Origin of the sequence: Marinobacter sp. tcs-11, assembly GCF_002049515.1 — a bacterium.
Lineage (GTDB): Bacteria > Pseudomonadota > Gammaproteobacteria > Pseudomonadales > Oleiphilaceae > Marinobacter > Marinobacter nauticus.
Genome location: NZ_LLYU01000003.1, coordinates 226,038 through 250,011, shown reverse-complemented (window position 1 = coordinate 250,011; position 23,974 = coordinate 226,038). Strand labels below are relative to the sequence as shown.

At 60.1% G+C, this 23,974-nt stretch carries 23 protein-coding genes; 10 read left to right on the top strand and 13 right to left on the bottom strand.

Annotated features, from left to right (window positions below):
- Positions 1–19: 19 nt before the first annotated feature.
- Positions 20–985 carry a helix-turn-helix domain-containing protein gene (locus ARC85_RS05565; RefSeq protein WP_153740196.1) on the bottom strand — a complete coding sequence of 322 codons (966 nt, stop codon included), beginning with the start codon at positions 983–985 and terminating at the stop codon, positions 20–22.
- Between the two features lie 118 nt (positions 986–1,103).
- Complete coding sequence (locus ARC85_RS05560; protein WP_153740197.1) at positions 1,104–2,762, bottom strand: putative bifunctional diguanylate cyclase/phosphodiesterase; 1,659 nt, start codon at positions 2,760–2,762, stop codon at positions 1,104–1,106.
- Between the two features lie 253 nt (positions 2,763–3,015).
- Here ARC85_RS05560 and ARC85_RS05555 point away from each other — a divergent pair, with 253 nt between their 5' ends.
- From ARC85_RS05555 to ARC85_RS05540, 4 genes are all read left to right on the top strand, one after another.
- Positions 3,016–3,327 (top strand): DUF3301 domain-containing protein, encoded by a 312-nt coding sequence (locus ARC85_RS05555; RefSeq protein ID WP_023009553.1) that lies wholly within the window; start codon positions 3,016–3,018, stop codon positions 3,325–3,327.
- A 111-nt stretch (positions 3,328–3,438) separates the two neighbouring features.
- On the top strand, positions 3,439–4,365 hold the full coding sequence (locus ARC85_RS05550; RefSeq protein WP_153740198.1) for an esterase/lipase family protein: 927 nt from the start codon (positions 3,439–3,441) through the stop codon (positions 4,363–4,365).
- Positions 4,366–4,372: 7 nt separating this feature from the next.
- Positions 4,373–5,455: a lipase secretion chaperone gene (locus ARC85_RS05545; protein WP_153740199.1), complete on the top strand. Its 1,083-nt coding sequence runs from the start codon at positions 4,373–4,375 to the stop codon at positions 5,453–5,455.
- Positions 5,456–5,534: 79 nt separating this feature from the next.
- Positions 5,535–6,917 (top strand): sensor histidine kinase, encoded by a 1,383-nt coding sequence (locus ARC85_RS05540; RefSeq protein ID WP_206769444.1) that lies wholly within the window; start codon positions 5,535–5,537, stop codon positions 6,915–6,917.
- Here the strand turns inward: ARC85_RS05540 and ARC85_RS05535 are convergent.
- Complete coding sequence (locus ARC85_RS05535) at positions 6,850–7,506, bottom strand: response regulator transcription factor (protein WP_286714480.1); 657 nt, start codon at positions 7,504–7,506, stop codon at positions 6,850–6,852. The two genes, ARC85_RS05540 and ARC85_RS05535, sit on opposite strands and share 68 nt — an antisense overlap.
- A gap of 206 nt (positions 7,507–7,712) precedes the next feature.
- On the opposite strand from ARC85_RS05535, the gene ARC85_RS05530 reads away from it, so the two are divergent.
- From ARC85_RS05530 to ARC85_RS05520, 3 genes are all read left to right on the top strand, one after another.
- Positions 7,713–9,032, top strand: coding sequence for a substrate-binding domain-containing protein (locus ARC85_RS05530; protein WP_286714479.1), 1,320 nt, complete (start codon positions 7,713–7,715; stop codon positions 9,030–9,032).
- Positions 9,033–9,156: 124 nt separating this feature from the next.
- Positions 9,157–10,452: a pyridoxal phosphate-dependent aminotransferase gene (locus tag ARC85_RS05525; protein ID WP_114433752.1), complete on the top strand. Its 1,296-nt coding sequence runs from the start codon at positions 9,157–9,159 to the stop codon at positions 10,450–10,452.
- A 52-nt stretch (positions 10,453–10,504) separates the two neighbouring features.
- Positions 10,505–11,329: an inositol monophosphatase family protein gene (locus tag ARC85_RS05520; RefSeq protein WP_153740203.1), complete on the top strand. Its 825-nt coding sequence runs from the start codon at positions 10,505–10,507 to the stop codon at positions 11,327–11,329.
- Positions 11,330–11,740: 411 nt separating this feature from the next.
- Here the strand turns inward: ARC85_RS05520 and slmA are convergent, their stop codons facing one another.
- The 9 genes from slmA to ARC85_RS05475 all read right to left on the bottom strand — a co-directional run bounded on the left by slmA (position 11,741) and on the right by ARC85_RS05475 (position 20,239).
- On the bottom strand, positions 11,741–12,328 hold the full coding sequence (gene slmA, locus ARC85_RS05515; RefSeq protein WP_014422780.1) for a nucleoid occlusion factor SlmA: 588 nt from the start codon (positions 12,326–12,328) through the stop codon (positions 11,741–11,743).
- 69 nt (positions 12,329–12,397) lie between these two features.
- Positions 12,398–13,207 (bottom strand): thiazole synthase, encoded by an 810-nt coding sequence (locus ARC85_RS05510; protein ID WP_011786914.1) that lies wholly within the window; start codon positions 13,205–13,207, stop codon positions 12,398–12,400.
- A gap of 59 nt (positions 13,208–13,266) precedes the next feature.
- A complete protein-coding gene (gene thiS, locus ARC85_RS05505; protein WP_153740204.1) occupies positions 13,267–13,467 on the bottom strand; it encodes a sulfur carrier protein ThiS in 201 nt (66 codons plus the stop codon).
- Between the two features lie 17 nt (positions 13,468–13,484).
- Positions 13,485–13,883 carry a DUF423 domain-containing protein gene (locus tag ARC85_RS05500; protein ID WP_153740205.1) on the bottom strand — a complete coding sequence of 133 codons (399 nt, stop codon included), beginning with the start codon at positions 13,881–13,883 and terminating at the stop codon, positions 13,485–13,487.
- The gene (locus ARC85_RS05495; protein ID WP_153740206.1) at positions 13,870–14,673 is read right to left on the bottom strand and encodes a symmetrical bis(5'-nucleosyl)-tetraphosphatase; all 804 of its coding nucleotides are present in this window, start codon (positions 14,671–14,673) and stop codon (positions 13,870–13,872) included. The genes ARC85_RS05500 and ARC85_RS05495 overlap by 14 nt, the downstream gene beginning before the upstream one ends.
- Positions 14,666–15,496, bottom strand: a complete 831-nt coding sequence (rsmA, locus tag ARC85_RS05490; RefSeq protein ID WP_153740207.1) for a 16S rRNA (adenine(1518)-N(6)/adenine(1519)-N(6))-dimethyltransferase RsmA — start codon at positions 15,494–15,496, stop codon at positions 14,666–14,668. Before rsmA ends, ARC85_RS05495 begins: the two co-directional genes overlap by 8 nt.
- The gene (pdxA, locus tag ARC85_RS05485) at positions 15,493–16,503 is read right to left on the bottom strand and encodes a 4-hydroxythreonine-4-phosphate dehydrogenase PdxA (RefSeq protein WP_153740208.1); all 1,011 of its coding nucleotides are present in this window, start codon (positions 16,501–16,503) and stop codon (positions 15,493–15,495) included. The genes rsmA and pdxA overlap by 4 nt, the downstream gene beginning before the upstream one ends.
- Entirely contained in the window at positions 16,500–17,843 is a 1,344-nt protein-coding gene (locus ARC85_RS05480) for a peptidylprolyl isomerase (protein WP_153740209.1), read from the bottom strand. The genes pdxA and ARC85_RS05480 overlap by 4 nt, the downstream gene beginning before the upstream one ends.
- 62 nt (positions 17,844–17,905) lie before the next feature.
- Entirely contained in the window at positions 17,906–20,239 is a 2,334-nt protein-coding gene (locus ARC85_RS05475; protein WP_286714521.1) for an LPS-assembly protein LptD, read from the bottom strand.
- Between the two features lie 238 nt (positions 20,240–20,477).
- On the opposite strand from ARC85_RS05475, the gene ARC85_RS05470 reads away from it, so the two are divergent.
- The 3 genes from ARC85_RS05470 to ARC85_RS05460 are packed head-to-tail and all read left to right on the top strand — an operon-like array spanning position 20,478 to position 22,959.
- Positions 20,478–21,518, top strand: coding sequence for an aminoglycoside phosphotransferase family protein (locus tag ARC85_RS05470; RefSeq protein WP_286714478.1), 1,041 nt, complete (start codon positions 20,478–20,480; stop codon positions 21,516–21,518).
- A gap of 2 nt (positions 21,519–21,520) precedes the next feature.
- Positions 21,521–22,207, top strand: coding sequence for an N-acetylmuramate alpha-1-phosphate uridylyltransferase MurU (gene murU / locus ARC85_RS05465; RefSeq protein WP_153740212.1), 687 nt, complete (start codon positions 21,521–21,523; stop codon positions 22,205–22,207).
- Positions 22,204–22,959 (top strand): DnaJ domain-containing protein, encoded by a 756-nt coding sequence (locus tag ARC85_RS05460; RefSeq protein WP_286714520.1) that lies wholly within the window; start codon positions 22,204–22,206, stop codon positions 22,957–22,959. Before murU ends, ARC85_RS05460 begins: the two co-directional genes overlap by 4 nt.
- On the opposite strand, the gene ARC85_RS05455 is transcribed toward ARC85_RS05460, so the two are convergent.
- Positions 22,956–23,921 carry a DUF3530 family protein gene (locus tag ARC85_RS05455; protein WP_286714477.1) on the bottom strand — a complete coding sequence of 322 codons (966 nt, stop codon included), beginning with the start codon at positions 23,919–23,921 and terminating at the stop codon, positions 22,956–22,958. The genes ARC85_RS05460 and ARC85_RS05455 overlap by 4 nt on opposite strands.
- Between the last annotated feature and the right edge of the window lie 53 nt (positions 23,922–23,974).

Below are 23,974 nucleotides of genomic sequence, written 5' to 3'. Positions count from 1 at the left end.
TCATGTCGGGCTTTTTTTGTCAGGAAGCAACGATCCTGTCCGGCGCTTCCAACGCTGCCTCTCCCGTCTGCAGACGGCGGCGCCACTGGACGGTCTCGCTGGGCAACTCACCGAAATGTTCCCGGTACAGCGCAGCAAACCGCCCCAGATGTGAAAATCCCTCATCGGCGGCGTACCAGGAAATATGGGGCACATCACACTGGCAATCCACCAGCCTGCGCCGTACCCGGATCAACCGACAGCGCTGGTAGAAACGGTAGGGGGTCATTCCGGTTTCCCGCTTCATCAGATAATACAGATTGCGCTCGCTGACCCCGGAATGGTTTGCCAGCTCCTGCAAATCGAACTCCCAGGCGGGCTCCATGCGGATTTTGTCGATAACCCGAAGAAGCCGGCGATCGAGCTCTGGGGGCGTTTCGTTGGGTTCACAACCACCCTCTCGGGCGATGTTGTCCAGTTCGTCAAACAGGCTGTCGGCCGCAGCGCAGGCATCGTTGTGATCCTGGAAGAAGTTGGAGCGCAACAGAAAGTGATTCACCCGTTCCGCCATCCAGGCTAACACCCTCTGCCCTGGCCTGGCGCTGCCGCACCATTGTTCCGGGTTTAACAGAATCAGCCGGGACTGCCCGCAGGCGCGCACGGAAATTGCCTGGCTGGAGGTGATGGCGGCCATCGGGAAAGCCGGCTGTCCGCAATCGCCATTCACCAATACATCGCACTGCCCCGATACCGGCACCACCAGCAATGTCCCAGGCAGTCCGCACAGATGCACCTCGGCATCCTGGGCCAGATCCAGGGCACACACGACCCCACGATCAACACTCAGGGAAGACAGCGACCCAGCAACAGTTTGCGGCCGCTCAAGAGTGAGACCAACGTCATCACAGGCCAGCAACTCACGGATAGCCGCCTGCCATTCGCCGGCTGCAGCGCGATTGAGTCGAAGGTAGGCATCCAGATCCGGTTTGGCAGTGAGATTGCGCATACAGCGTGAACAGGCAGTGAGTGAGCTTGCTGTTTTAAGCCAGCGTGCCGCAAACCCCTAGCCAAATCTTGCAAAACGGCAAGAAACGGGACGGAGTTTGCCTGTTAATTGATTCTTATCAATCCAGTGGCAGCTCATCCAGGGGGGACGGCCGGGCCATCAGGTAGCCCTGGCCACGGTGACAGTTCAATTCCTGGAGCTTGCGTTTCTGAATCTCGGTCTCGATGCCCTCCGCTACCACCTCCAGACTCAGCGCCTCGGCGATGGCCAGAATGGCTGACACAATCCGTGAATCCCTGCCGTCCTGCCCCAGCCGCTGGACGAACTGCTGATCAATCTTGAGCACGTTTACAGGTAAAGCATGCAGATACGCCAGCGAGGAATATCCGGTACCAAAGTCGTCAATGGCAACCACCACCCCCTTGTCACCAAATTCCCGGAGTTTGTCCAGGCAACGGCGTGACAGGTTCATCAGGTGGGTTTCAGTAATCTCGATTTCCGGCTGCCAGCCCGCCTGCCGAACCCGCTCGAAGAATGGCTCCAGCAATCCATCCAGTCGGCCATCGGCAATCTGTCGGGCAGAAATATTGATGGCCAGGCGTCGACCTCGGCCATGATCGACAGCACAAGCCTCCAGATCCCGACGGATGCATCGGATCAGTTGCTCGGTCAGTTCGTGAATGTGCCCGCGCTGCTCGGCCACCGGGACAAACTCTCCCGGTGATACTGACCCCAGCTCAGGGTGCTGCCAGCGCAGCAGAGCTTCCATGCCGGCCATGGCGCCGGTGGCGAGATCGTACTGGGGCTGGTACACCACCGAGAATTCCTCCGGCGCCACCTTCAGGGAAGCCACAAGGGCTTCGGACAGCCGTTGTTGCTGCTGGCCATGCTGGATTTCGCTCGCACTGTAGATCCGGTAGCAGGCCCGCCCGGCCAGTTTCGCGGTATACATGGCCCGGTCGGCATTCTGCAGCAATTCACCCGCGGTCTCGCCGTGATTCGGATAGATAGCGGCGCCCACCGAGGCGGAGAGAAAATATTCCCGGTGCTCCACCATCACGGGTGCCCGGAACACATGGGTCATGCGCTCACACACCGCTTTCAGTTGATCTTCGGTATCCAGTTCGATGATGGCGGCAAACTCATCCCCCGATAGCCGGGCAATCACATCGCCCTTGCGAACCACGGCCTGGATACAGGCCGCAGCCTGTTGCAGCACCCGGTCGCCACAATCGTGGCCATGCAAGTCGTTCACAGACTTGAAAAAGTCCAGGTCGATATAAAGCACCGCAAACAGATCAGCGGTGTCTTTACGCTGGTTGACCCGGGCCTTCAGGAATTCCTGGAACAATGAACGGTTGGGCAGTTCCGTGAGGGGATCATAATAGGCCAGGGTCGCCAGTCGTTCCTCGCTGGCAGCCAGCTCACCCACATCCATGAACACACCGGCGTACAGGCGCTTGCCCTGATAGTCCACCGGGTAGATGGTCAGCCACTGGGGATAGTTCTCGCCGCTCTTGCGCCGGTTCCAGATCAGGCCTTCCCATCGACCGCTCTCATTCAGGCTTTCCCACATGGCCTGATAGAACTCCGGCGAGTGCAGTCCGGAACTGAGCACCGACGGTGCCCGGCCCAGGACTTCTTCTGGGCGGTAGCCGGTCACGGCCTGGAACATCCGGTTCACATAGGTAATGACTGCGTCCGGAGTTGAAAGCATGATGGCTCGCGGATGATTATCCACCAGGGCTTTGAAGTCCTGTTCTGTCAACGCCTGCATACGCCAAATACCTTCCGTGCGCCGCCTGCTTCGAGCAGGCGCTTTGTTCCAGCATAAGCAGAAACCGTCGCAAACCTATCCATATTTTGCAAACACCCTTCGCTTTTGACAAAGGTGAAGCGTAGGATCCACTGTACGAGGGCCCAAAGCCCCGGCCCGGCAATTTCCTGAGCCGGCACAATAGGGTAGTCTGGCGATTCGCCGGGGTGGAGCCTCCACCCCTGTCGCAATCACCCACAGGATTCCCCGTGCCTTGACCCTAGCAACCCTCTTCTGGCTGTTTGTCGCCGGTTTCGCCATCTGGTACTGGTGGCGGGCCAAAGCCATCAAAGACTTTGTCTTGCAGGCTGCTCACCGGTACTGCAAATCCATGGACGTAATGCTGCTGGACGACGCCGTTTATCTGCGCGGACTCTGGTTCAAGCGCGATCAGAACGGAAAACTGCGAGTGTGGCGGCGTTTCCTGTTCGACTTCACCACCACCGGCGAAGAGCGTTACACCGGCCGTATCATCATGCTTGGCCAGAGCATCATTCACACCGAACTTGAACCGCACCGATTCTGACCGACTGTCACCGGAGCCGCCTCACCCAAATGGGCGATTACCGGCACCTGTGTTCGTCCGTGATACTCCCTGTTGCATGTCGACAACCAACAAAAACAACAGGAGTCATCTATGCGTTTTGCCATGCCCATCCGGCTTGTGGCCGGAATTCTCATGCTGGTGTTCTCGGTACTGAGCCACGCCAGCTACACCCAGACCCGTCATCCGATTGTGCTGGTACACGGTGTAACCGGCTTCAACACTCTTGGCGGTCTGATCAACTACTTCCACACCATTCCCTGGAACCTTGAACGCAGTGGCGCAAAGGTCTATACCGCCAGCGTGTCCTTCGTGAACAGCAGCGAACAGCGTGGCCAGCAACTGGCCAATTACGTCAACAGCCTGGGCCACAGCAAGGTCAATCTGGTGGCGCACAGTCAGGGTGCCCCCACCTCCCGGGTGGCAGCGGCTCTGATTCCCCACAAGATTGCCTCGGTCACGTCGATTGACGGCGTAAACAAGGGCTCCAAAGTTGCTGACGTTATCCGGGGCATCATCCCTCCCGGCAGCTATGTTGAAGGGGGCGCCGACGCCATTGCCAACGCCCTGGGCGGACTGATCAATGCCCTGTCCGGAGCCAGCAACTCCCAGGATGGTATTGCCGCCCTGGAAACCCTGACCACTCCGGGCACCACCAGCCTGAACGACGCCCTGGGTTGGAAAGGGGTTAATCGTAATGCCTGCGCGGGTACCAGCGAAGATGTCTGGATCAGTGGCCAGAAGATCAAGTTTTTCTCCTGGACCGGACGCGCCGTATGGACCAACGTGTTCGACATTACCGATCCGTTCCTGGGCGTGACCTCCCTGGCCTTTGGCAGCGAGCCCAATGATGGTCTGGTCGGCGTCTGCGCCACCATGATGGGCAATGTCATCGGCACCCACTACGACATGAACCACGTTGATGCCATCAACCATCTGCTGGGCGCCCGTTCTCTCTGGACCAACCCGGTCTCACTCTACCGCAGCCAGGCCAACCGTCTGAAAAACCGCGGTCTGTGAGGTGGTTATGAAGCACCAGTCCACCCGGAAACTGCGGTGGCCGCTTCCCGTTGCCCTGCTGGCCATTATGGCCAGCAGCGGCCTCTGGTACTGGCAGGCACCGGATTCAAAACCCAGGCCAGACCCGGCAAAAACCTTTGCCAGTGCGCCTGCTGTCACGCCACCGGCGGTCACCCAGGCATCGGCCCCGGTTCCTTCCAATAAGGAACCGCCACACCAGACACCCGCCAGCCTTCCCGACCAGAACTTTGCCCGCTCCCTGGCCGGCACGGATATCGACGGCGCCCTCAAGGCAGACGGCAACGGCGAGTTGATTCTGGACCTTGGCGTTCGCGACTTCTTCGATTACTTCCTGAGCGCCGTGGGTGAAGTCTCACCGGAGGCCGCCATCGGACAGATTCAGTCCCTGGCCCGCAACTATCTGCCGGAACCGGCCGCCAGCGATGCCATGGTACTGCTCGACCAATACCTGGCTTACAAGCAGGCTGCGTTACAGCTGATGCAGACGGAACTGGATCCGAGCCGACAACACGACCCTGGCTACCAGCTAACCGCCCTCGGCGATGCCCTGAGCAGCCTGAAACAACTGCGCCGTTCGACCTTCAGCCCGGACGCACATCAGGCGTTTTTCGGCGAGGAAGAGGCCTACAGCGAGTACACCCTGGCGGCCATGAGTATCCAGCAGCGGGAAGATCTTTCCGATCAAGGCAAACAGGCGCTGATTGAATGGCACCGCAAACAGCTGCCGGAGTCGCTTCAGGCAACCGAGCAACGACTGCAGAGCGAAACCCGCGAGCATCAGGCCCGACTGTCTGCCCTGGAGAATACCGAATCACCGGAAGCCGCCGGCCGGAAGCTGGTGGAGCTGGGCATGGACCCGGAAAGTGCCGAAGGGGTCGTCAGTTACCTCAAACAACGTGAAAGTTTTGATCAGCAGTTTTCCGAGTTCGAACAGGCTGTTGACGCCGAGGATCTGGAAGGCCTGGCCGGAGCAGATCGTCAGAAACACAAGGATGCCCTGCTGGAGCAATACTTCCCCGATGAACAGAGCCGAACCTGGGCCCGACTCAGAATGCTGAACCAAAGCTGACCACTCTGTGCTCTGGCTCCCGAAATCCGGAGCCAGAGCGTTCTAGAATCGGAGCTTGTGTTCCGTGGATATCCCGACCATGACGGCCGAACAAATCCAACAGCAACAGGCCAGAGGCTTCCAGACCCTGCGTTTTGTGCCGGCACTGGAAGCCGACTACCGCAAAGCGCGTTCTGCGTTAATCCGCCAACGGGCGAGACTGGCATCTATCGCTGGTCTGCTGCTCTTTCTGGTGTACGCCCTGGTAGACCTGATGACCCTGCCAGCCGAGCTGGCCCGTTTCACGGCTGGAATAAGACTGGCCATTACCTGCCCGATCATCGCCCTGGTTCTCTGGCTAGCCCACCGGAAAACCCCCAACGACCTCCGCTTCGAGCGCCTGTATGTGTTTGCCTATATCGCCGGAGGCCTGAGCGTCATTGCCATTATCCTGGCTGCCCGCTGGCACAGCTACCCCCTGCCTTATGAGGGCATGATACTCATGCTGATGTTCGGGTACTTTGCCATGGGACTGCCGTTTGTCTCCGCATCGGTGGCGTCCTTTGTTCTGGTGTGGGCCTACCTGCTGGCCGAGCTCTGGGCCGGCAACCCCGCCACCGCCACCCTCACCAATCTGTTTTTTCTGATGACGGCGAATGTCATCGGTATGGTGGGCGCCTGGATCAGCGAGTACCGTCACCGGGCCCACTTTCTCGACCGCCAGTTACTGGATCTGTTACACCAGTCCGCCAGGGACGAAAGCCGTCGGAAAACCGAGCTGATTACCGCGGCCAGCCATGATCTTCGCCAACCCCTGAATGTCATCGACCTGACGCTGGAAACGCTGCAACCTGAACGCGAACACTCCGAGGTGATGAATCAGCTTCGTGATACCGTGGGCCAGCTCCGTAATCTGCTGGGAACGGTGTTCGACAGCGCCCGACTGAACGAGGGCATGATTCAGCCGGAGCTCCAGCCTGTGCAACTGAACCATACGTTGCAGGAGCTTGAAGATCTGCTGTCAGACACCTTGTCCCGTCGCGACATCCGCCTGGACATTGCCCCGGCCGAGCCCGGGCTGGCCTTGACCGCGGATCCCAGCTTGCTGTTGCGAGTATTGCAGAACCTGGTCATCAATGCCGCCGACCACAGTGGTGGCCAGCGCATTCAGGTCAACACGGTCACCACCGGGAACTGGGCCCGCATCCGGGTGTGCGATGACGGGCGTGGGCTGCCGGAAAGTCTGCACACACAGGTCTTCGACCCCTACATCCGTGCCGGTGCCAGCCACCAGGCGGGGCTCGGGCTGGGCCTGACCATCGTGCGCGAATTCTCCCGGCTCATGGGCGGGCAATGTGGAACCGAATCATCTTCGGGCCGGGGAGCGGTATTCTGGGTGGCACTGCCGATTGCTGTTACAACCAGCCCAGGGCCCGGGCCCGGTTCACGCATTCAGTCCGATTGTGCACCCCCAGTTGGGTAAAGATCGCTTTCAGGTGGGTTTTGACCGTGTGCTCGGTCAGGCCCAGGCTCTGGCAGATGCGTTTGTTGGGAAACCCCTGGGCGAGGAGCGTCAGCACTTCGATCTGACGTGGTGTTAACGGGGTCTCCGACACCAGAGGCGGCATACCCCCGGGGAAATAGCCCTGACCCCGCCGTACCGATTGCATCATACGAACCAGTGCCGCCCGGCCAGCCGATTTGGCCAGAAACCCCGCTGCCCCGGCCGTTCGCACCGCCCTGACGGTGCTTTCGTCCTCACTGCTGGAGATAATCACCACCGGCGGGGTGTTCCGCAAGCCAGCCAGACGCGGCAACAGCGAAAGTCCGGCTTCTCCGTTAAGTGCCAGGTCAAGCAATACCAGATCGACCCCGGTGCCATGCACCAGTTGATCGGCCGCGGCCTCCAGCGTGCCCACCGTGACCACCGAGAGCGCCAGTTCCTCCTGCCGGATAAGGCCCGCCAGCGCCTGTGCAAACAGGGCGTGGTCATCGACCAGCAGAACCTTTTCAAAGGCCGCGGTTCGATGTTCTGCCGAAGATGAGCCATGCCGGAGCGATGTCACATGCATAATAGTGCCCCGCTGTGTTTGTTTTTGTTACTGCGGACACCCCACTATAAGCCAGCAAGCCCGGCGCCTCAGCGGCCTGCTTAACACTTTCTTACAAAAGTATTGAACCTTTCGCGCCATCTGATCTTGCCTGAAACATAAATGTCATATTTCTGAAGCATCCTTCCGGCATCACAACCATCTGATCTGAAAAGGTTTTCAACACGATGCCTGATTTCACAAGGAAGACCGCCGGCCACTGGCTGGCACTGCTTGCAAGCGCCAGTCTCTGCGCCAGCGCCAACGCCCATGAGCTGGAAATTCACGGCTCCAACACCGTCGGCGCCACACTGGCACCCATGCTGGTAAGCGGCTATCTGGCACAGCAGGGTAATGGGTCGGTCAGTCGTCGGGCCACGGGTACCGAGAACGAGCAGATTCTGCTGACCGAGACCGAACAGGGCCCCGTCAGTGTTCTGGTGGCCGCCCATGGCTCCAGTACTGGTTTCCGCACCCTGGCCAGCGGTCAGGCGCAGATCTGGGCGTCCTCCCGGCCTGTCAAAGCCGCCGAGGCGGAACAGGTGCGCCAGCAGGCCGATCTGACGGCCCTGGAGAGTGAACATGTCATCGCCATTGATGGCCTTGCCGTACTGGTGCACCCCAACAACCCTGTCAATGCCATGAGTATCGATACGCTCGGGCGCATTTTCGCTGGCCAGATTCGTAACTGGTCAGAACTTGGCGGACCGGACCGGCCAATACGGCTCTACGCCCGGGATGATCGTTCTGGCACCTGGGATACCTTTAAATCCCTGGTTCTGGGTAAAAGCTACCGCCTGGACGAATCCGCCAAACGCTACGAATCCAACGACCAGCTGTCCGATGACGTGTCCCGCGATCCCGGTGGTATCGGCTTCTCCGGCCTGGCCTCGGTGCGCAACAGCAAACTGCTGGCGATTTCCGAAGGCAATGCCCCGGCCCTGAAACCGAATCAGCTCACGGTTGCCAGCGAAGACTACCCACTCTCCCGCCGACTGTTCATGTATACCATGGGAGATAGAACACCGACTTTCGCCAAAGGCCTGATCGACTATGCACTGGATGAGGATGGCCAGAACCTGGTGGCCGAATCCGGGTTTATTTCCCAGAATCCGATCGCGGTAAAACCGGAATTCGACACCTCCGTACCAGAGAGCTTCCGGCGACTGACCAGCAATTACCAGCGCCTGACCGTCAATTTCCGCTTTGCCGAAGGCCGCACCAAGCTCGACAACAAGGCCCAGCGGGATCTGCTACGGGTGAAGCATTACCTGCAACAGCACAATCACGAATCCGATGATCTGCTGCTCATCGGATTCGCTGATGCCCAGAGCCACGAGCTTCGGGCCCAGATGATTTCCGAGCTGAGAGCGTTGTCGGTGCGCAAGGCACTGGGCCAGGCAGGTGTGGCGGACGTCGCCTACACAGGTTATGGCCACTATATGCCCGTTGGCGGCAAGGGAAACCAGCGCAATGGCCGGGTAGAAGTCTGGATCAAGAACCCCTGACCAGCCGGGGATTCGACCAAAGTCTGCCTGCAGACTTCGGCAATCCCCTATCCGCACCCCCGTCACAGATATGTTTGGGTTTCCTATACTGCCGTTGTCACCCTCCAACCAACAGACCGGGACAATGGACATCAAAAACGACCACCGTTACGCGATTAACCTGAACGTACGGGGCATCCAGCCCTCCGCCACCCTGCGCATCAACGAGCTCAGTAACCAGCTTCGTTCCGAAGGCAAGGACATCATCAAACTGGGGCTGGGGCAGTCGCCGTTCCCGGTACCGGATCGCGTGGTCGACGCCCTCAAGGAGCACGCCCACGAAAAAGATTATCTGCCGGTCAAAGGTCTGAAGGGCCTGCGTGAAGCCATCGCCGGCTACATCAACCGCAGCGAGCGCATGCGCTGTACCTGGGAAGACGTGCTGATCGGCCCGGGCTCCAAAGAGCTGCTGTTCATGCTGCAGCTGGCCTACTACGGCGACCTGCTGATACCGCGCCCGAGCTGGGTGTCTTATGCGCCCCAGGCCCGCATCATCGGCCGTTCGGTACACTGGCTGCCGACCCACGCCGAGAACAATTGGCAGCTGACCGCCGAGGAACTGGACATCATCTGCCGGGACGACCCGTCACGCCCGCGTATCCTGATTCTCAACTATCCGTCCAACCCGACCGGATGCACCTACACCGACGATCAGCTGCTGGCCATCGCCAACGTGGCCCGCAAGTACAAGCTGATCCTGCTCTCAGACGAGATCTACGGAGAAGTTCACTTTGAGGGCAAGCACAAGTCCATTGCCCGCTACTACCCGGAAGGCACCATCATCAGCACCGGCCTGTCCAAGTGGGCCGGCGCCGGCGGCTGGCGCCTGGGTACCTTTATCTTCCCGCCCGAGCTGAGGCCACTGCAGGACGCCATGGCGATCATCGCCAGCGAAACCTACACCGCCACCAGTGCCCCCATCCAGCATGCGGCCATTGCTGCTTTCAATGGTGGTGAGGATATTGAGGAATACCTGGTTCAGTCCCGCCGGGTGCTGAAAGTGGTGGGTGAATACATGCATCGCCGTCTGACCGACATGGGCGCGGTGGTTCAGAAGCCCGAAGGTGCGTTCTACCTGTTCCCGGACTTCTCCGGTTTCCGCGACCAATTGGCCCGCAAGGACATCAAGACTTCCCAGGCCTTCTGCACCGCCCTGCTGGCGAATACCGGCGTCGCGATCCTGCCCTCCAGTGATTTCGGCTTTGTACCGGACCACCTCGGCGCCCGTTTGGCATTTGTCGATTTCGACGGTACCGCGGCCCTGAACCTGGCCGGTGGCGATTACGCCGATCAGGAACTGGATGACAGCTTTGTCCAGCAGGCCTGCCCAAAACTGGTGCTGGCCATGGATAAAATGGAGAAGTGGCTGAACAGCCTGTAAACCTGCCGTGCTAGACTGGCACCCTCACAGTTTCAAAAACCGCGGGGGTGCCATGTCTGACTCAGTTTCTCTCCAGGAAATCACCGATTTCACCGAAGCCCTGGCCCGCGAAGCCGGCGAATTGATCCGCCACGAGCGGGAAGAAAACACCCTGCGCACCGACTACAAACACCAGACCGAACTGGTCACCCACGCCGACGTGATGGCCGACGAATTCATCACCGGCACCATCCGCGAACGCTTCCCCCACCACCGCATCCTCTCTGAGGAAACCATGCCGGATCTGTCCCAGGCGGAAGAGCTGGAAACGCCATTGTGGATAGTCGATCCCATCGACGGCACGGTGAACTACGCTTACGGCCATCCGCAGGTTGCGGTGTCCATTGCCTACGCCGAGAAGGGCAAAGTGCGGGTGGGCGTTGTGCACGCGCCGTTTCCCGGCGAGACCTTCCGGGCTACCGAAAGCGAAGGCGCAACCCTGAACAACCAGCCTATCCGCCACAGCGGCGCGACCGACCCCAGGCAATCGCTGTTCGCCACCGGTTTTCCGTACACCAAGGACAACCTGGAACCGCTGGTACGCCGCCTGGACGCCATGATTCACCAGTGCCGAGACCTGCGCCGGATCGGCTCAGCCGCTCTGGACATCTGCTGGGTGGCCTGTGGCCGGCTGGACATCTACTACGAAAACGTCAGCCCCTGGGACTTCGCCGCCGCCCGTCTGATCGCAAAAGAAGCTGGCGCTACGGTAGGCCATTTCGGGGAAGTTCCGGAGGGCTATCCGGCGGATCTCTATGGACGGGATATTCTCATCTCGGCGCCGGCCGTGTGGGCGCCAGTGCGCTCAATTTTGCGGACTGCTTCCGGATACGAGTAAGGTTGGATAATATCGCCAACACCTAGCCTGATATTTTGGAGTTAGGCATGGGCTGGGATCCCTTTCCCGAAACCGCTACGAGCACATCCGTGTGCGCTTCTCTCCGGCCATCCTTGGCCTCCGAAATTTCGGGAAAGGGATCCCAGCCCATGCCTTTCTGACATCAGCGATAACGCACCGAATCTTGGTTTGATCAGGAAATACAAATCCATAGAGAAAGATCGAGGGGTATAACTCGACTATCCCAACAAAGTTCGATCGTTGTGACTGGGGTTTACCTTCGCAGAATGTCGGAGGCCAAGGATGACCGGAGAGAAGCGCACATGGATGTGCTTGTAGCGGTTCTGCGAAGGTAAACCCCAGTCACAACAGGCAGTCCACTGGAAGGCTAGGTGAACGAAACTCCACGGCTCACCCCCAGACCGCCTCAGACACCAGCCCCCAGGCCTCGTCGAAATCACTCGTCGGCAAGCGCGAAAACGAAGAGCGCACAAAGCGCTGAATCCGGCCTTCCACGAACACCATGACAAAGTCCGCACCACGGGCCGCCGTGGTTCTGGGCCGCAGGCCCTGACGGATTTCACCTTCTTTCAGGGCCTGGCGAATCTGGGTTTCCAGCCGCTCGAAAAACTGGGATGCCCGCTTTCTCAGGGATTCATCCTCCCCCATCAGCGCATCGCCAGTCAGCACACAGCACAGGCCCGGATTACGCTCGGCAAACACCAGCACCAGATGCGACAGCTGCTGCAGGCGCACGCGCACATCCTCCTGTTCCTGCAGAATCACCTGGCAACGGGAAAAAACCGCCTCCTCGGCAAATTCGATCAGCGCCTCAAACATTTTGCGCTTGCTGGGAAAATGCCGGTACAAGGCCGCTTCGGTAACGCCCACGGTTTTGGCCAGGCCAGCCGTGGTGATTCGGGCACCGGGATCGCTTTGCAACAGCTCGACTAGCGCCTGGAGAATAGACTCCCGGCGACTGGGTTTCTGGTTGGTCATGACAGGACTACAGCGCTCTGAAATTCTGGTTTTCGTTTTATATGCCCTCCCCGGCAAGGGAGGGACTTTTCAGAAAAAAGTGCCGTCGATCGGTGACGAGGCACTGGCATACAGTTTCTTGGGCATACGACCGGCCAGGTAGGCTTCACGGCCGGATTCGATGGCCAGGCGCATGGCATTGGCCATTCTGATCGGGTCTTTGGCCTGGGCGATAGCGGTGTTCATCAGCACGCCGTCACAGCCCAGCTCCATGGCAATGGTAGCGTCCGAGGCCGTACCAACACCCGCATCCACCAGCACCGGCACCTTGGCGTTCTCGACAATCAGCCGGATGTTATAGCGGTTCTGGATACCCAGGCCCGATCCAATCGGTGCACCCAGAGGCATGATGGCCACGCAGCCCATTTCTTCCAGACGCATAGCCAGCAACGGGTCGTCCGAGCAGTACACCATCACCTTGAAGCCATCCTTGATCAGCTCTTCAGCCGCGATCAGGGTTTCCGGCATGTTGGGGTACAGGGTTTTATGTTCGCCCAGCACTTCCAGTTTGACCAGGTCGTGACCGTCCAGCAGTTCCCGGGCCAGCTTGCAGGTGCGGACCGCATCTTTGGCGGTGTAGCAGCCGGCGGTATTGGGCAGGATGGTGTAGCTTTCCGGGGAAATCACGTCCAGCAGATTGGGTTCATCCGGGTTCTGGCCCAGGTTGGTACGGCGTACAGCCACAGTCACGATCTCGGCACCACTGGCCTCGATGGCATGGCCGGTTTCCATCAAATCGTGATATTTGCCAGTGCCCACCAGCAAGCGGGACTGGTACACCTTGCCGGCGATTTCCAGGGGTTTGTCTTCGGGGAGCTGAATCTCTGGTGTCTCTGTCATAACCTGCCTGAGTTATCTGGATAAAGTAAGAGCGGGAAAAGCCTGGCTCTGGTGACGTATCAACCGCCACCGATGGCATGGACCACTTCCACCCGATCACCCTCGCTCAGGGTGAACTGCGGGTGCTGGCTGCGGGGCACAATGTCTTCGTTTACCTCCACCGCCAGGCGTTTCCCGGTCAGGGTGAGTTGTTCTATCAGGGCGGCAATGGTCGCTCCTTTCGGGAGTTCCATCGCCTCGCCATTCACCTGTACCAACATGGTTAGCATTGCCTCCGTTACTTCTTCAGGGCTGCGACCATCAGCAACACCCAGCCCACCATAAAACAGACGCCGCCCACCGGTGTCACCGGGCCCAGCCAATGGATTCCTGTCAGCACCAGCAGGTAGAGACTGCCACTGAACAACAGCACACCGGCAAGCCAGAAGCCACAGGCCAGGGTCAGCAGCTTTCGCGGCAGGCCCAGCGCCGGCATCAGGCTCCCGGCCACCAGCGCCAGGGCATGGTACACCTGGTAGCTGACAGCCGTCTGGAACACCTCAAGGCCGCGTTCAGACACCACATGGCGCAGACCATGAGCACCGAAAGCGCCGGCCATAACGGCCAGCAGGCCGGCGACTGCGCCGGCGACAAGTGCCCAGCGTACAATCCGGGCTCTGGGGTCAGCCGCAATCACAGTGAATTTTCTCTCCGGTATCCAGATTCATCATGGTCAGGGCGCCGCCCCATACACAGCCGGTGTCCAGCCCGATAAACCGGTCGCTGCCGGTGTTGCCTTCCAGGGCAGCCCAGTGGCCGAACACCACTTTCACATCGTCCTGACGGGGATAGGTAAACCAGGGGGCAAAGCCCTCAGGCGCCCGATCGGCCGACTCTTTGGTGGCCAGTTCCAGGCGGCCGTCGCTGGCAATAAAGCGCATGCGGGTAAAATAGTTGGTAATCACTCGCCAGCGATCCATACCGGTGAGGGTACCACACCAGGCTTCGGGCTGATTGCCATACATTTGGCTGAAATATTCGCCCGCCTGGTCGCCCCGGATCACGGCTTCCACTTCCCGGGCACAGGCCACGGCCTGCTCCACACTCCAGATGTGCGGCAGGCCAGCATGGGCCATCACCAGGTTTCGGTCGGCATCGTGCACGCACAGATACTGCTGACGCAGCCACTGGATCAGCCGGTCGTGATCCGGCGCGTCCAGAATGTCATGCAACGTATCCTTGCGCTTCGGGCTGTGGCCGCCAAGCGCGACTGCCAGCAGGTGCAGGTCGTGATTGCCCAGTACCACCACAGCGGCATCGCCCAAGCTTTCGATGTAGCGCAAGGTTTCCAGCGACGACGGCCCACGGTTGATCAGATCACCGGCCACCCAGAGCCGGTCCCGGGAGGGCGAAAAATCGACTTTCGCCAGCACATCCCGCAGGCGATCGTAGCAACCCTGAATATCGCCGATGGCGTAGTCAGTCATCACTTACCTCGTTGTCCTCTGCCTGCAGCTTACCAGTATCTGCCAGCAAATCCGCGATCCTGACATAGTCGGCCAGCCCCAGGTTTTCCGGGCGCAGGCCGTCGTTGATGCCGATCGACTGCAATTGCTCCACGCTCACCAGGGCCGCCAACGCCTTGCGCAGGGTTTTGCGGCGGGCATTGAAGGCGGTGCGTACCACGGCCTGCAGGGTTTTCAGGTCTTTCGCCGGGTGTGGCAGTTCTTTGTGGGGCACCAGGCGGACAATGGCGGAATCCACTTTCGGCGCCGGGCGGAAGGCGCCAGGGCCTACTTCGAACAGCGGCTGCACCTTGCAGAAATACTGGGCCATGATACCCAGGCGGCCGTAATTGTTGTCGCCCGGTACCGCCGCCAGCCGCTGCACCACTTCCTTCTGCAACATGAAGTGCATGTCCTGCACCACACCGCTCTGGGACAGCAGATGAAAGATCAGCGGGGTGGAGATGTTGTAAGGCAGGTTGCCGACAATACGCAAAGGCCGGTCACTCACTAACTGGCTGAAATCGAAACTGAGGGCATCGGCCTCGTGAATCCGGAATTCCGGGTAGTTGAAGAACTTGGTGCGCAGCACCGGAATCAAGTCCCGGTCCAGTTCCACCACCTGCAAACGGGGATTGATGGCCAGGATTTCTTCGGTAATAGCCCCCAGACCGGGGCCGATTTCAACAATCGAGTCTTCCGGCTTGGGATTGATCGCACGCACGATGCGTTCAATCACGCCCGGATCATGCAGAAAGTTCTGGCCAAAACGTTTACGGGCCTGATGCCCGTGTTTATTGCTCATGAGAGTTCTCCGGCCCGCGCGGCCTTACGGCAGCGGGCCATCTGCTCGCCCACACGGATAGCGGTATGCAGGCTGCCGGCATCGGCCTTGCCGGTACCAGCCAGATCCAGGGCAGTGCCGTGGTCAACCGAGGTACGGACAATGGGCAAGCCCAGCGTGATGTTGACGGCCCGGCCAAAGCCCTGGAATTTCAGTACCGGCAGGCCCTGGTCGTGATACATGGCCAATACCGCATCAGCATTGTCGAGCCAGTGCGGGGTGAACAGGGTGTCTGCCGGCAACGGCCCGGTCAGTTGAATTCCCTCGGCCCGCAGCTGTTCGAGGGTCGGCTCAATCACCTCGATTTCTTCCCGGCCCAGATGGCCCCCTTCACCGGCGTGGGGATTCAGGCCAGCCACCAGAATGCGCGGCTGATCAATACCAAAAAAGGCTTTCAGGTCCGCATTCAGAATGCGCGTCACCTGAGTCAGCCGGTCCGGTGTAATAGCCGCAGAAACGTCTTTCAGGGGTAAGTGGGTGGTTACCAATGCCACCCGGAGTTCTTCCGTGGCCAGCATCATCACCACCCGTTCTACGCCACAAAGCGCCTGCAGGAATTCGGTGTGGCCACTGAAAGCAATGCCGGCTTCGTTGATAACGCCCTTGTGCACAGGTGCAGTCACCATGCCGTCGAAATCGCCACTCAGGCAACCCCGGGCGGCGATGGTCAGGGTGTCCAGTACGTACTGACTGTTGCCCTTATCAAGCTGGCCGGCCATCGTGGAGCCACAACCTTCGACATGCCATACCGATAAATGACCCTCCCGGGTATCTGCCACTACACCCGGCTGCCAGTCATGCAGCTCAACCAGAAGTCCAAGCTGGCTGGCCCTGTCCCGTAGCAGTTCGCGGCTGGCAATCACCACCAGGCCGGCGTCCCGGCTCCCGGTTGCCAGTTGCAGGCACAGTTCCGGGCCGATGCCGGCCGGTTCGCCGGCAGTGAGTGCCAGGATCACCGGTGTGCTCATGACGGGTTTGCTTCCTCGCTCTCCGGGTTCATATCGGCATATTCACCCTTGAACTCAACAAAGGCTTCGTCCCGAATCTCACGCAGCCAGTTCTGCAATTCCAGCTCGAATTTCCGCATGTAGATGGCCTGACGAGCCTGGGACTCGCGATTCTGCTCGGTCACGTCCTGGCGCCGGCGCTCCTCCACCTGCAGGATGTGCCAGCCGAACTGGGAACGGAAAGGACCGAAATATTCGCCCACCTGCGCCTGGTTCATGGCTTCTTCAAAAGCGGGCACCATCTGGCCAGGGCTTACCCAGCCCAGGTTGCCGCCGTCTGAGCCGGAGACCGGATCGTCCGAGCGTTCACGGGCCAGGTCGGCAAAGTCGGCGCCATCCTGCAACTGCTGGTAGATCTCGCGAATGCGCTGCTCCGCCTGCACATCGGTCACCGCTTCGGAAGGCCGCACCAGGATATGCCGGACCCGGTGCTGCTGGATGAATTGCTGCTGCTCACCGCCGCGCTTGTCCATCACCATCACCAGATGAAAACCACTGTTGTTTTCCAGCACCTGCGAAGGCTCACCAACTTTCAGATCCGGTACCACCGGTGCGACCAGTGAGGGCAACTGGCTTTCAGATCGCCAGCCCATGTCGCCCCCTTCCAGGGCGTTGCTGGCATCGGATTCGGCAACTGCTACTTCCCGGAAGTCCCGACCGTTGGCAATCTGCTGGCGCAAGGCCTGTGCTGTCTCCCGGGCCTCATCCACCGACGCTTCGCTGGCCGGGTCGTCAACTTCGATAAAGATATAGGCCAGACGGTATTCGGCATCGGTACTGCCGTTGGCTTGCTGGGCCTGGAGATAGTTTTCCACTTCCCGGTCGGTAACGCGTACCCGGTTACCTACGCGACGCTGCTGCACCCGGCTGGTCAGCATTTCATTGCGGATCTGCTCCCGGGCCTGCTGATAGGTCACCCCTTCTTCCGCCAGCTGGCCTTCGAATTCGGCCAGGGTCATGCCGTTGCTGCGGGCAATATTGGCCAGGGTCTCGTTCAGCTCGTTGTCGCTGATGCGCATGCCCATCTGGTCGGCCATCTGCAGCTGCAGGGATTCCTGAATCAGTTGGTCCAGTACCCGCTGCTCAAGCAGTTCCCGGGGCGGCAGACCAGTGCCCTGCGCACTCAGGCGACCGACAATGGTATTGATACGGGCGTCCAGCTCACTCTGGAGGATCACCTCGTCATCCACGATCGCAACCACACGGTCCAGCAGTTTTCGTTCGGCCTGAGCAGTCACTGACAGCACCACCATGGCCAGTGTCAGCAGAATTGTCAGTCCGTGGCGGACAGTCGCCTTCATAATCACCTCTTGGTTTGTAAAATCGTGATCGCAGCCGGGTCGGCCTGCAGATTCAGGTTCGTTCAACGGCGCGGGTTTCCGAACCTCCGGCGCTCGCGCTCGTCGTAGCCGTAGATGGCGTCCGCGATGTTGTCGGATGCACCGCCACTGCCGCCCAGACCTTTCAGTTCAATCCGGAACAGCAAGCGGGTGTCCAGTTCTTCGTCATCAGTCAGGTAGTTCTGGTGCACCACCTGAAAACTCCAGCAGCAGTTGTTATATTCCAGACCGGCAAGGGTGCCCACGGTTCGGTCGAGCTGAGAATCCCAGACCCAGCGACCAATGGCACTGACCTGGTCCGTTACCGGAAAGACCGTTCCTATGTCGGTTTGTTCCAGCTCATCCGGCCGGCTGTAGGTATGTCCGAGTGTCGCCAGGTAACGATAATCCTCGGAGTGGAAAATCAGCTGGCTGCGGCCCTCTTCGGTTTTCCGGGTTTCGTGATCCCACAGCAGGGAAGAACGAAGCTCCAGATTGTCGATGGGGTTCAGCACCAACTCGCCCGCCAGCGGTGAGCGGCTCCGGTCGGATGCGCCCTCGCCAAACAGATCCACTTCACGATCTTGAAAATAGCGCACCTGGCCAACACTCACCCTGGCCCGCTCCGCCCCGGTCAGGAGGTCATTGAAACGACTGGTGAGCGCCACCGTCAACTGGTTGGCGTCACCGACCCGATCCCCGCCGGTGAACCGGTCCCGCCGGAACAGCTGATCAAAGCGGAAACTGCGGATGCCGGTATCAAAATCCGGGATGTGGTTCTGATCGGCCTCCGCATCGGCCCAGGCGTAATACAGCCGGGGCTCCAGGGTCTGGTTGTAAGGTACGTCAAACAGGCTGGATCGACGATCAAAATACAGACCATTGTCCCACTCGAACACCGGCACGGTGCGGTCGAAACTGGCCTCGCCCTGGGTGTAGTCGTCCAGTTCATAGCGGGTGTAGTCGAGGCTGACCGAAGGACGACTGAAGCCCCAGAGCGCGCGCATGGGCAACGCCAGTTCGGGAATCGCCCGTAACCGCTGGCCGTTGGCCTTGTCCAGGCCGGTAAGGGTCTCATTGTCCCGGTAAAACCAGGTGTACTGGCTTTCCAGGTTTGCCTCCACCCAGCCGGCTTCCAGCGAGCCGCCGTAGATCACTTCCGGCAACTGAGCATAGGGTTTGTTGACATCGGCAATGCGGTCGCGGATGGTCTGGTAGCCGTTCAGGTAGGCCTCAAAGTACTGATTGGCGCCGTAGTAACGGACGCCACCCCGTCGCTGAAGATGCGTCGCCTGATCAATCTCGAGACTGCGGTTCAGATCGCTCAGGTAGTCCTCATCTGATATAACCGAGTAATCGCCGTAGCCGCTCCAGCCTCCGCCAAACGCCGCCCGGGTGGTGAAATCCAGGGCCCAGCGCTCGCCATTTTCACCCGGACTTTCATCCCGAAAAGCAGAATCATTGTCGATATACCCCAGCTGCAGCACCGATTCGCCATACCGACTGAGGTAGCGCCCCTCCACTTCCGTGAACAGGCCGCGACCGTGAATATACTGCGGTGTGAGGGTGGCATCATAATGGGATGCCAGATTCAGATAGTACGGCAAGGCCAGATAGGCCCCGCTACCGGCGCTGGATGAGCCAAACTGGGGATACAGGAAACCGGTCTTGCGGCGGTCATCAATCGGGAACGTAATGTAAGGCCAGTAGAATACCGGCGCATCCAACACTTCCAGCCGCACGTGCCGTGCAGTACCAAAACCTTCCGCCTGATCCAGCTCGATGTCCGATGCCACAATCGACCAGCCGTTCTGGCCCGGACCACAGGTAGTGATCATGCCATCGGAGATAACCACCTGGCTTTCACTGACCCTGGACAGGGATGAGGCCTCGCCCCTGAGTTCCGACTCGTGCAGGAGAAACGTGGCCGTGTTGATATCCAGTTGCCCGGACTGGGTAGAATAGTTCGCGTCCTGCCCGGTCAGCAGAAAGCCTTCACCTCGGCTGACCAGCGGTCCTTGCAGTTGCAATTCGCCCGACTGCTGATTGTACCTGGCCTCCGCGCCGCTCGCCTGGAATGGTCCCTGGCGCAGGCGCACATCACCCTGCAGGTAGAGTTCACTATCCAGTTCATAGCGGGCGTTCAGGGCACTGGCTTCCAGTGGCATGGGACCCTCAATGCCCGCGCCCGGCACCACGGTGCCATCGCCGCCAACCGTGCCAGGCAGATAACCTCCCTCGCAGAATACCGGCAGCCGACCGGCCACCTCTGGCGGCAATTCACTGCGCGGGCGCCAGTCAATCTCAGCGGCGCTGGGGCTGCTACCCGTCCCTTCAGCACGTACGCCACTCGCTGCCAATGCCACGATGACGGCCAGGCTTGAAAGCCGGAACCTGGCGCACAACAGGGAGGAGCAATGGCTGGGCACGTTGACGAAATTCCTGTTCCATTTGAATGATGGCTGGGCGTAAGGGCATCTAGTTTACACGCGCCCTCAAGGCTTGTTAACGGAAAGCCCGCTGCAATTCCGTTTTACCCTCTTTATACTCCGGTGCAGAGAGTGCACGGTTAACGCGCCGGCCATCATCCACCGATTCAGGAATACTGATCTGACCATGGATTACCGCTTGCAGTTGCTGACCCGCTGGGTCAGTCAGATACCCGGCTTCTCGGCCGCCAGCCCGACACCGGTTTCCGGTGACGCCAGTTTTCGACGGTACTTCCGGGTCTGGAAAGACGTGCCGGGCGGGCAACCCGTCCCTTTTATTGTGATGGATGCCCCACCAGAGCACGAAAACTGCGTTCGGTTTGTAGCCATCGCCCGGCACTGGCATCAACGCGGAATAGCCGTGCCCGCCATTGCAGCAGAGGATCTTGAGCAGGGTTTTCTGTTATTGGAAGACCTGGGCGATCAGTTGATGTTAACCGCCCTGGAACAGGGCGATGCGGACACCCTATATCGGGCCGCACTGGACGAACTGGCGCGTATTGCCGGGCTGGAAGACCCGGCAGACTACCCACTACCCGCCTATGATCAGACCCTCCTCGACCGGGAGATGGCGCTATTCCCGGACTGGCTGCTGGAAAAACACCTGGGCCTGGAACTCGACAACCAGGAACGGGCGCTGCTGGACACCGCCTTCGGTCTGCTCCGTGAAAGTGCTCTGGCGCAGCCGGAGGTCACCGTGCACCGTGACTACCACTCCCGCAATCTTCTGGTCCGTGATGGCCAGACGCCTCCCGGCGTGATCGATTTTCAGGACGCCGTGCGCGGCCCCATCACCTACGACGCCGTCTCCCTGCTCAAAGACTGCTACGTGCGCTGGCCGGAACAGCGACTGGCAAGCTGGCTGGAGCATTTTCGTAACGCCAGCCAGCAGGCCGGTTTGCACCGCGCTGATGCAGATACTTTCCGGCAGTGGTTTGAGCTCATGGGCATGCAGCGCCATCTGAAAGCTGCCGGCATTTTTGCTCGCCTCGCCATTCGCGACGGCAAGACCGGATATCTGGCTGACATTCCCCGCACCGTCAGTTACCTGCGGGATGCCAGCGCCCGGCAACCGGCCTTCCGGCATTTTCACGAGTGGCTCTGCGGCACCGTGATTCCGGCCATCGAACAACGCATTGGCCCGCTGCCGGAGCCGGGAGTTCACTGACCATGAAGGCTATGATTCTCGCCGCTGGCAAAGGCGAGCGTATGCGCCCGCTGACCCTGACCACCCCCAAGCCGTTGCTGTCAGCCGGGGGGCAGCCCCTGATCGTTCATCATATTGAGCGCCTGCGCGACGCCGGTTTCAGCGACATTGTGATCAACCATGCCTGGCTGGGGGAACAGATTGAAGCCCGGCTGGAGGATGGCGAGGCCTTTGGTGTCAGCATTCGCTACTCTGCAGAGGGTGAACCGCTGGAAACCGCCGGTGGCATCATCCGGGCCCTGCCACTGTTGACCGACGCGGGCGACGACTGGTTCCTGGTAGTCAATGGGGACATCTGGAGCGATTTCGATTTCAGCCAACTCCGGCCCCAGGCTGACGCCGATGCCTTGTTGGTGATGGTTTCGAATCCGCCCCACCACCCGGAAGGGGATTTTCATCTTCAGGACAACGGCTTTCTGACCCCTGACGGGGCCGATAAGCTCACTTTCTCCGGTATCAGCCTGCTGCACCGGCGCCTGTTTGATGAACTGGACGATGCCGCCGGCAAACTTGGCCCGGTGCTGCGCAGAGCCATGGCCTGCAACCGGGTCATCGGCTTGCACCACAAGGGCCACTGGATCGATGTCGGCACACCAGAACGATTGCAGAGCCTGGACCAGTGGCTGCACGAAAGGGCCCGGACATCATGAGCCAGAGCAATCCACCAGCCCTCCCGGCGAGAATGGAGTCGTCGTTCCGGGAACTGCTGCAGGAACTGACCAGTTGCGGGCATCAGGCCAGCACCCTGATGGAGCGCGCGCACCTGCCGCGCTGGTGTCGAAAGCCACTGTTCTTTTTTCTGGGTTACATTGCCAAGGCCGACGGCAGGGTCCGGGAACCGGACATTCAGTATGCCGAAGCCCTGATGAAAGCCCTGACCCTCTCGGCCAGGCAACGCCGCAAAGCCATCAAACAGTTTCGCAAGGGCAAGGAAACTGACCACCTGCCCGTGCGCCAGGGCCTGATGCTGCGCCTGGCCTTGTTACTGTGGCCGGCACCGGCCCTGAAAACGGCCATTTGCCTGTGCCATGGTGCACAAATCCTGGGTCAGCCCGGAAAGGCCCGGCGCTACCGCTGCGAAGACGCCATTAGCCATATGGGATTGCCCGTGGTCATCAGCGATGACATTTTCGAAAGCTACGCCAGCAAAGTGTGGATTCGCACTGCCGCGCCGCCGCAAAAGCCGGCGACCTACGAGCAGGCTTGCCAGATTCTGGGTGTGACCCGACGTGATTCGCTGGAAACCATCAAACGCGCTTACCGCAAACAGGTTTCCGCCTGTCACCCGGACAAACTGGCGCAGCAGAAACTGACGCCTTCGGAAGTGGCGATGGCAAAGGACCGGTTGTTACGCTTTCAACAGGCCTGGGAACTGATCCGCCAGAGGCATCGGGCACTTTAATCCCGGCTGGCCGACCGTTTTTTCAGCCAGGCACTGACCCGGCTGGCAACCCGCACTCCATCTTCAGCCCGGAGCGGTTGATTGAGGGCCAAGGGCTGACGGTCGTAACCGGTCACCTCCGCGCGAGCAAACGCCGCCGCCCGCGCCCGGCCCTCTGCCCCGGAGCGACCACCGGAACCATGCAGATCCAGCACCGGCCATCCCTGCCCTCCGTTTCGCTCCTTCAACAACGAGGGCAAGGTAACGGCCTGCCGGGCCGGGAACCGGGGGGCCAGCCAGACCACCGCGGACACGGCAGCGGCGTCCGCCGCCCAGTCCGTGACATAGTCAGCAGACCAGCCAATGCCCAGCACGCCCACACGTTCATAGCCACGCTGCTGCAACGCGGCTACCCCGGCGGACAGAATTGTACGAACCGAATTTCGATAATCTGCGGTCAGGTCATCAAGAGGCGGTTCCTCAGCGACATCAATCATGACCGAATCCGGTGTATTCCCGCCCTGATCCGGGTTCTGTCCGGCGTCATCATCCAGGCCAGGCGCCATGACATCCATGCGATGTCGGCGTATCGCCTCCGGCGGCAGCCCGAGGCCAACCGTCATCACCGCAAGACCCCGCTCCGCCAGCGCCACCCGCAACGATCCCAGCACACCCTCATCGGCCGTCTGGCCTTCGTCGGCCAGTATCAGTAAAGCCCCGGTTGCCGGCGTAACGTATTCGGGCAGGAACAACCCCAACGCCCGGCCTTCGTCGTCCAGATCGAGCCAGACAGCCTGCTCCGGGTAACGCGGTACCAGCGCCCATTCGCCCAAACCCGTTGAAAAGCCCGATCTTGACGCTGGATTAGCCTTGGTCGCGGGTTCCGCTTCCTCACCCCCCTTCGCCCCATCCTGGGCCACAGCGGCGTTCAGCCAGCCGCTGATCAAGAACAGACAAAGTAATCTGATTGCATTCAACACCATGAGCCAATGCACCTATCCCGCTGCGAAAATGACCGGCAAACTGATAGACTAGC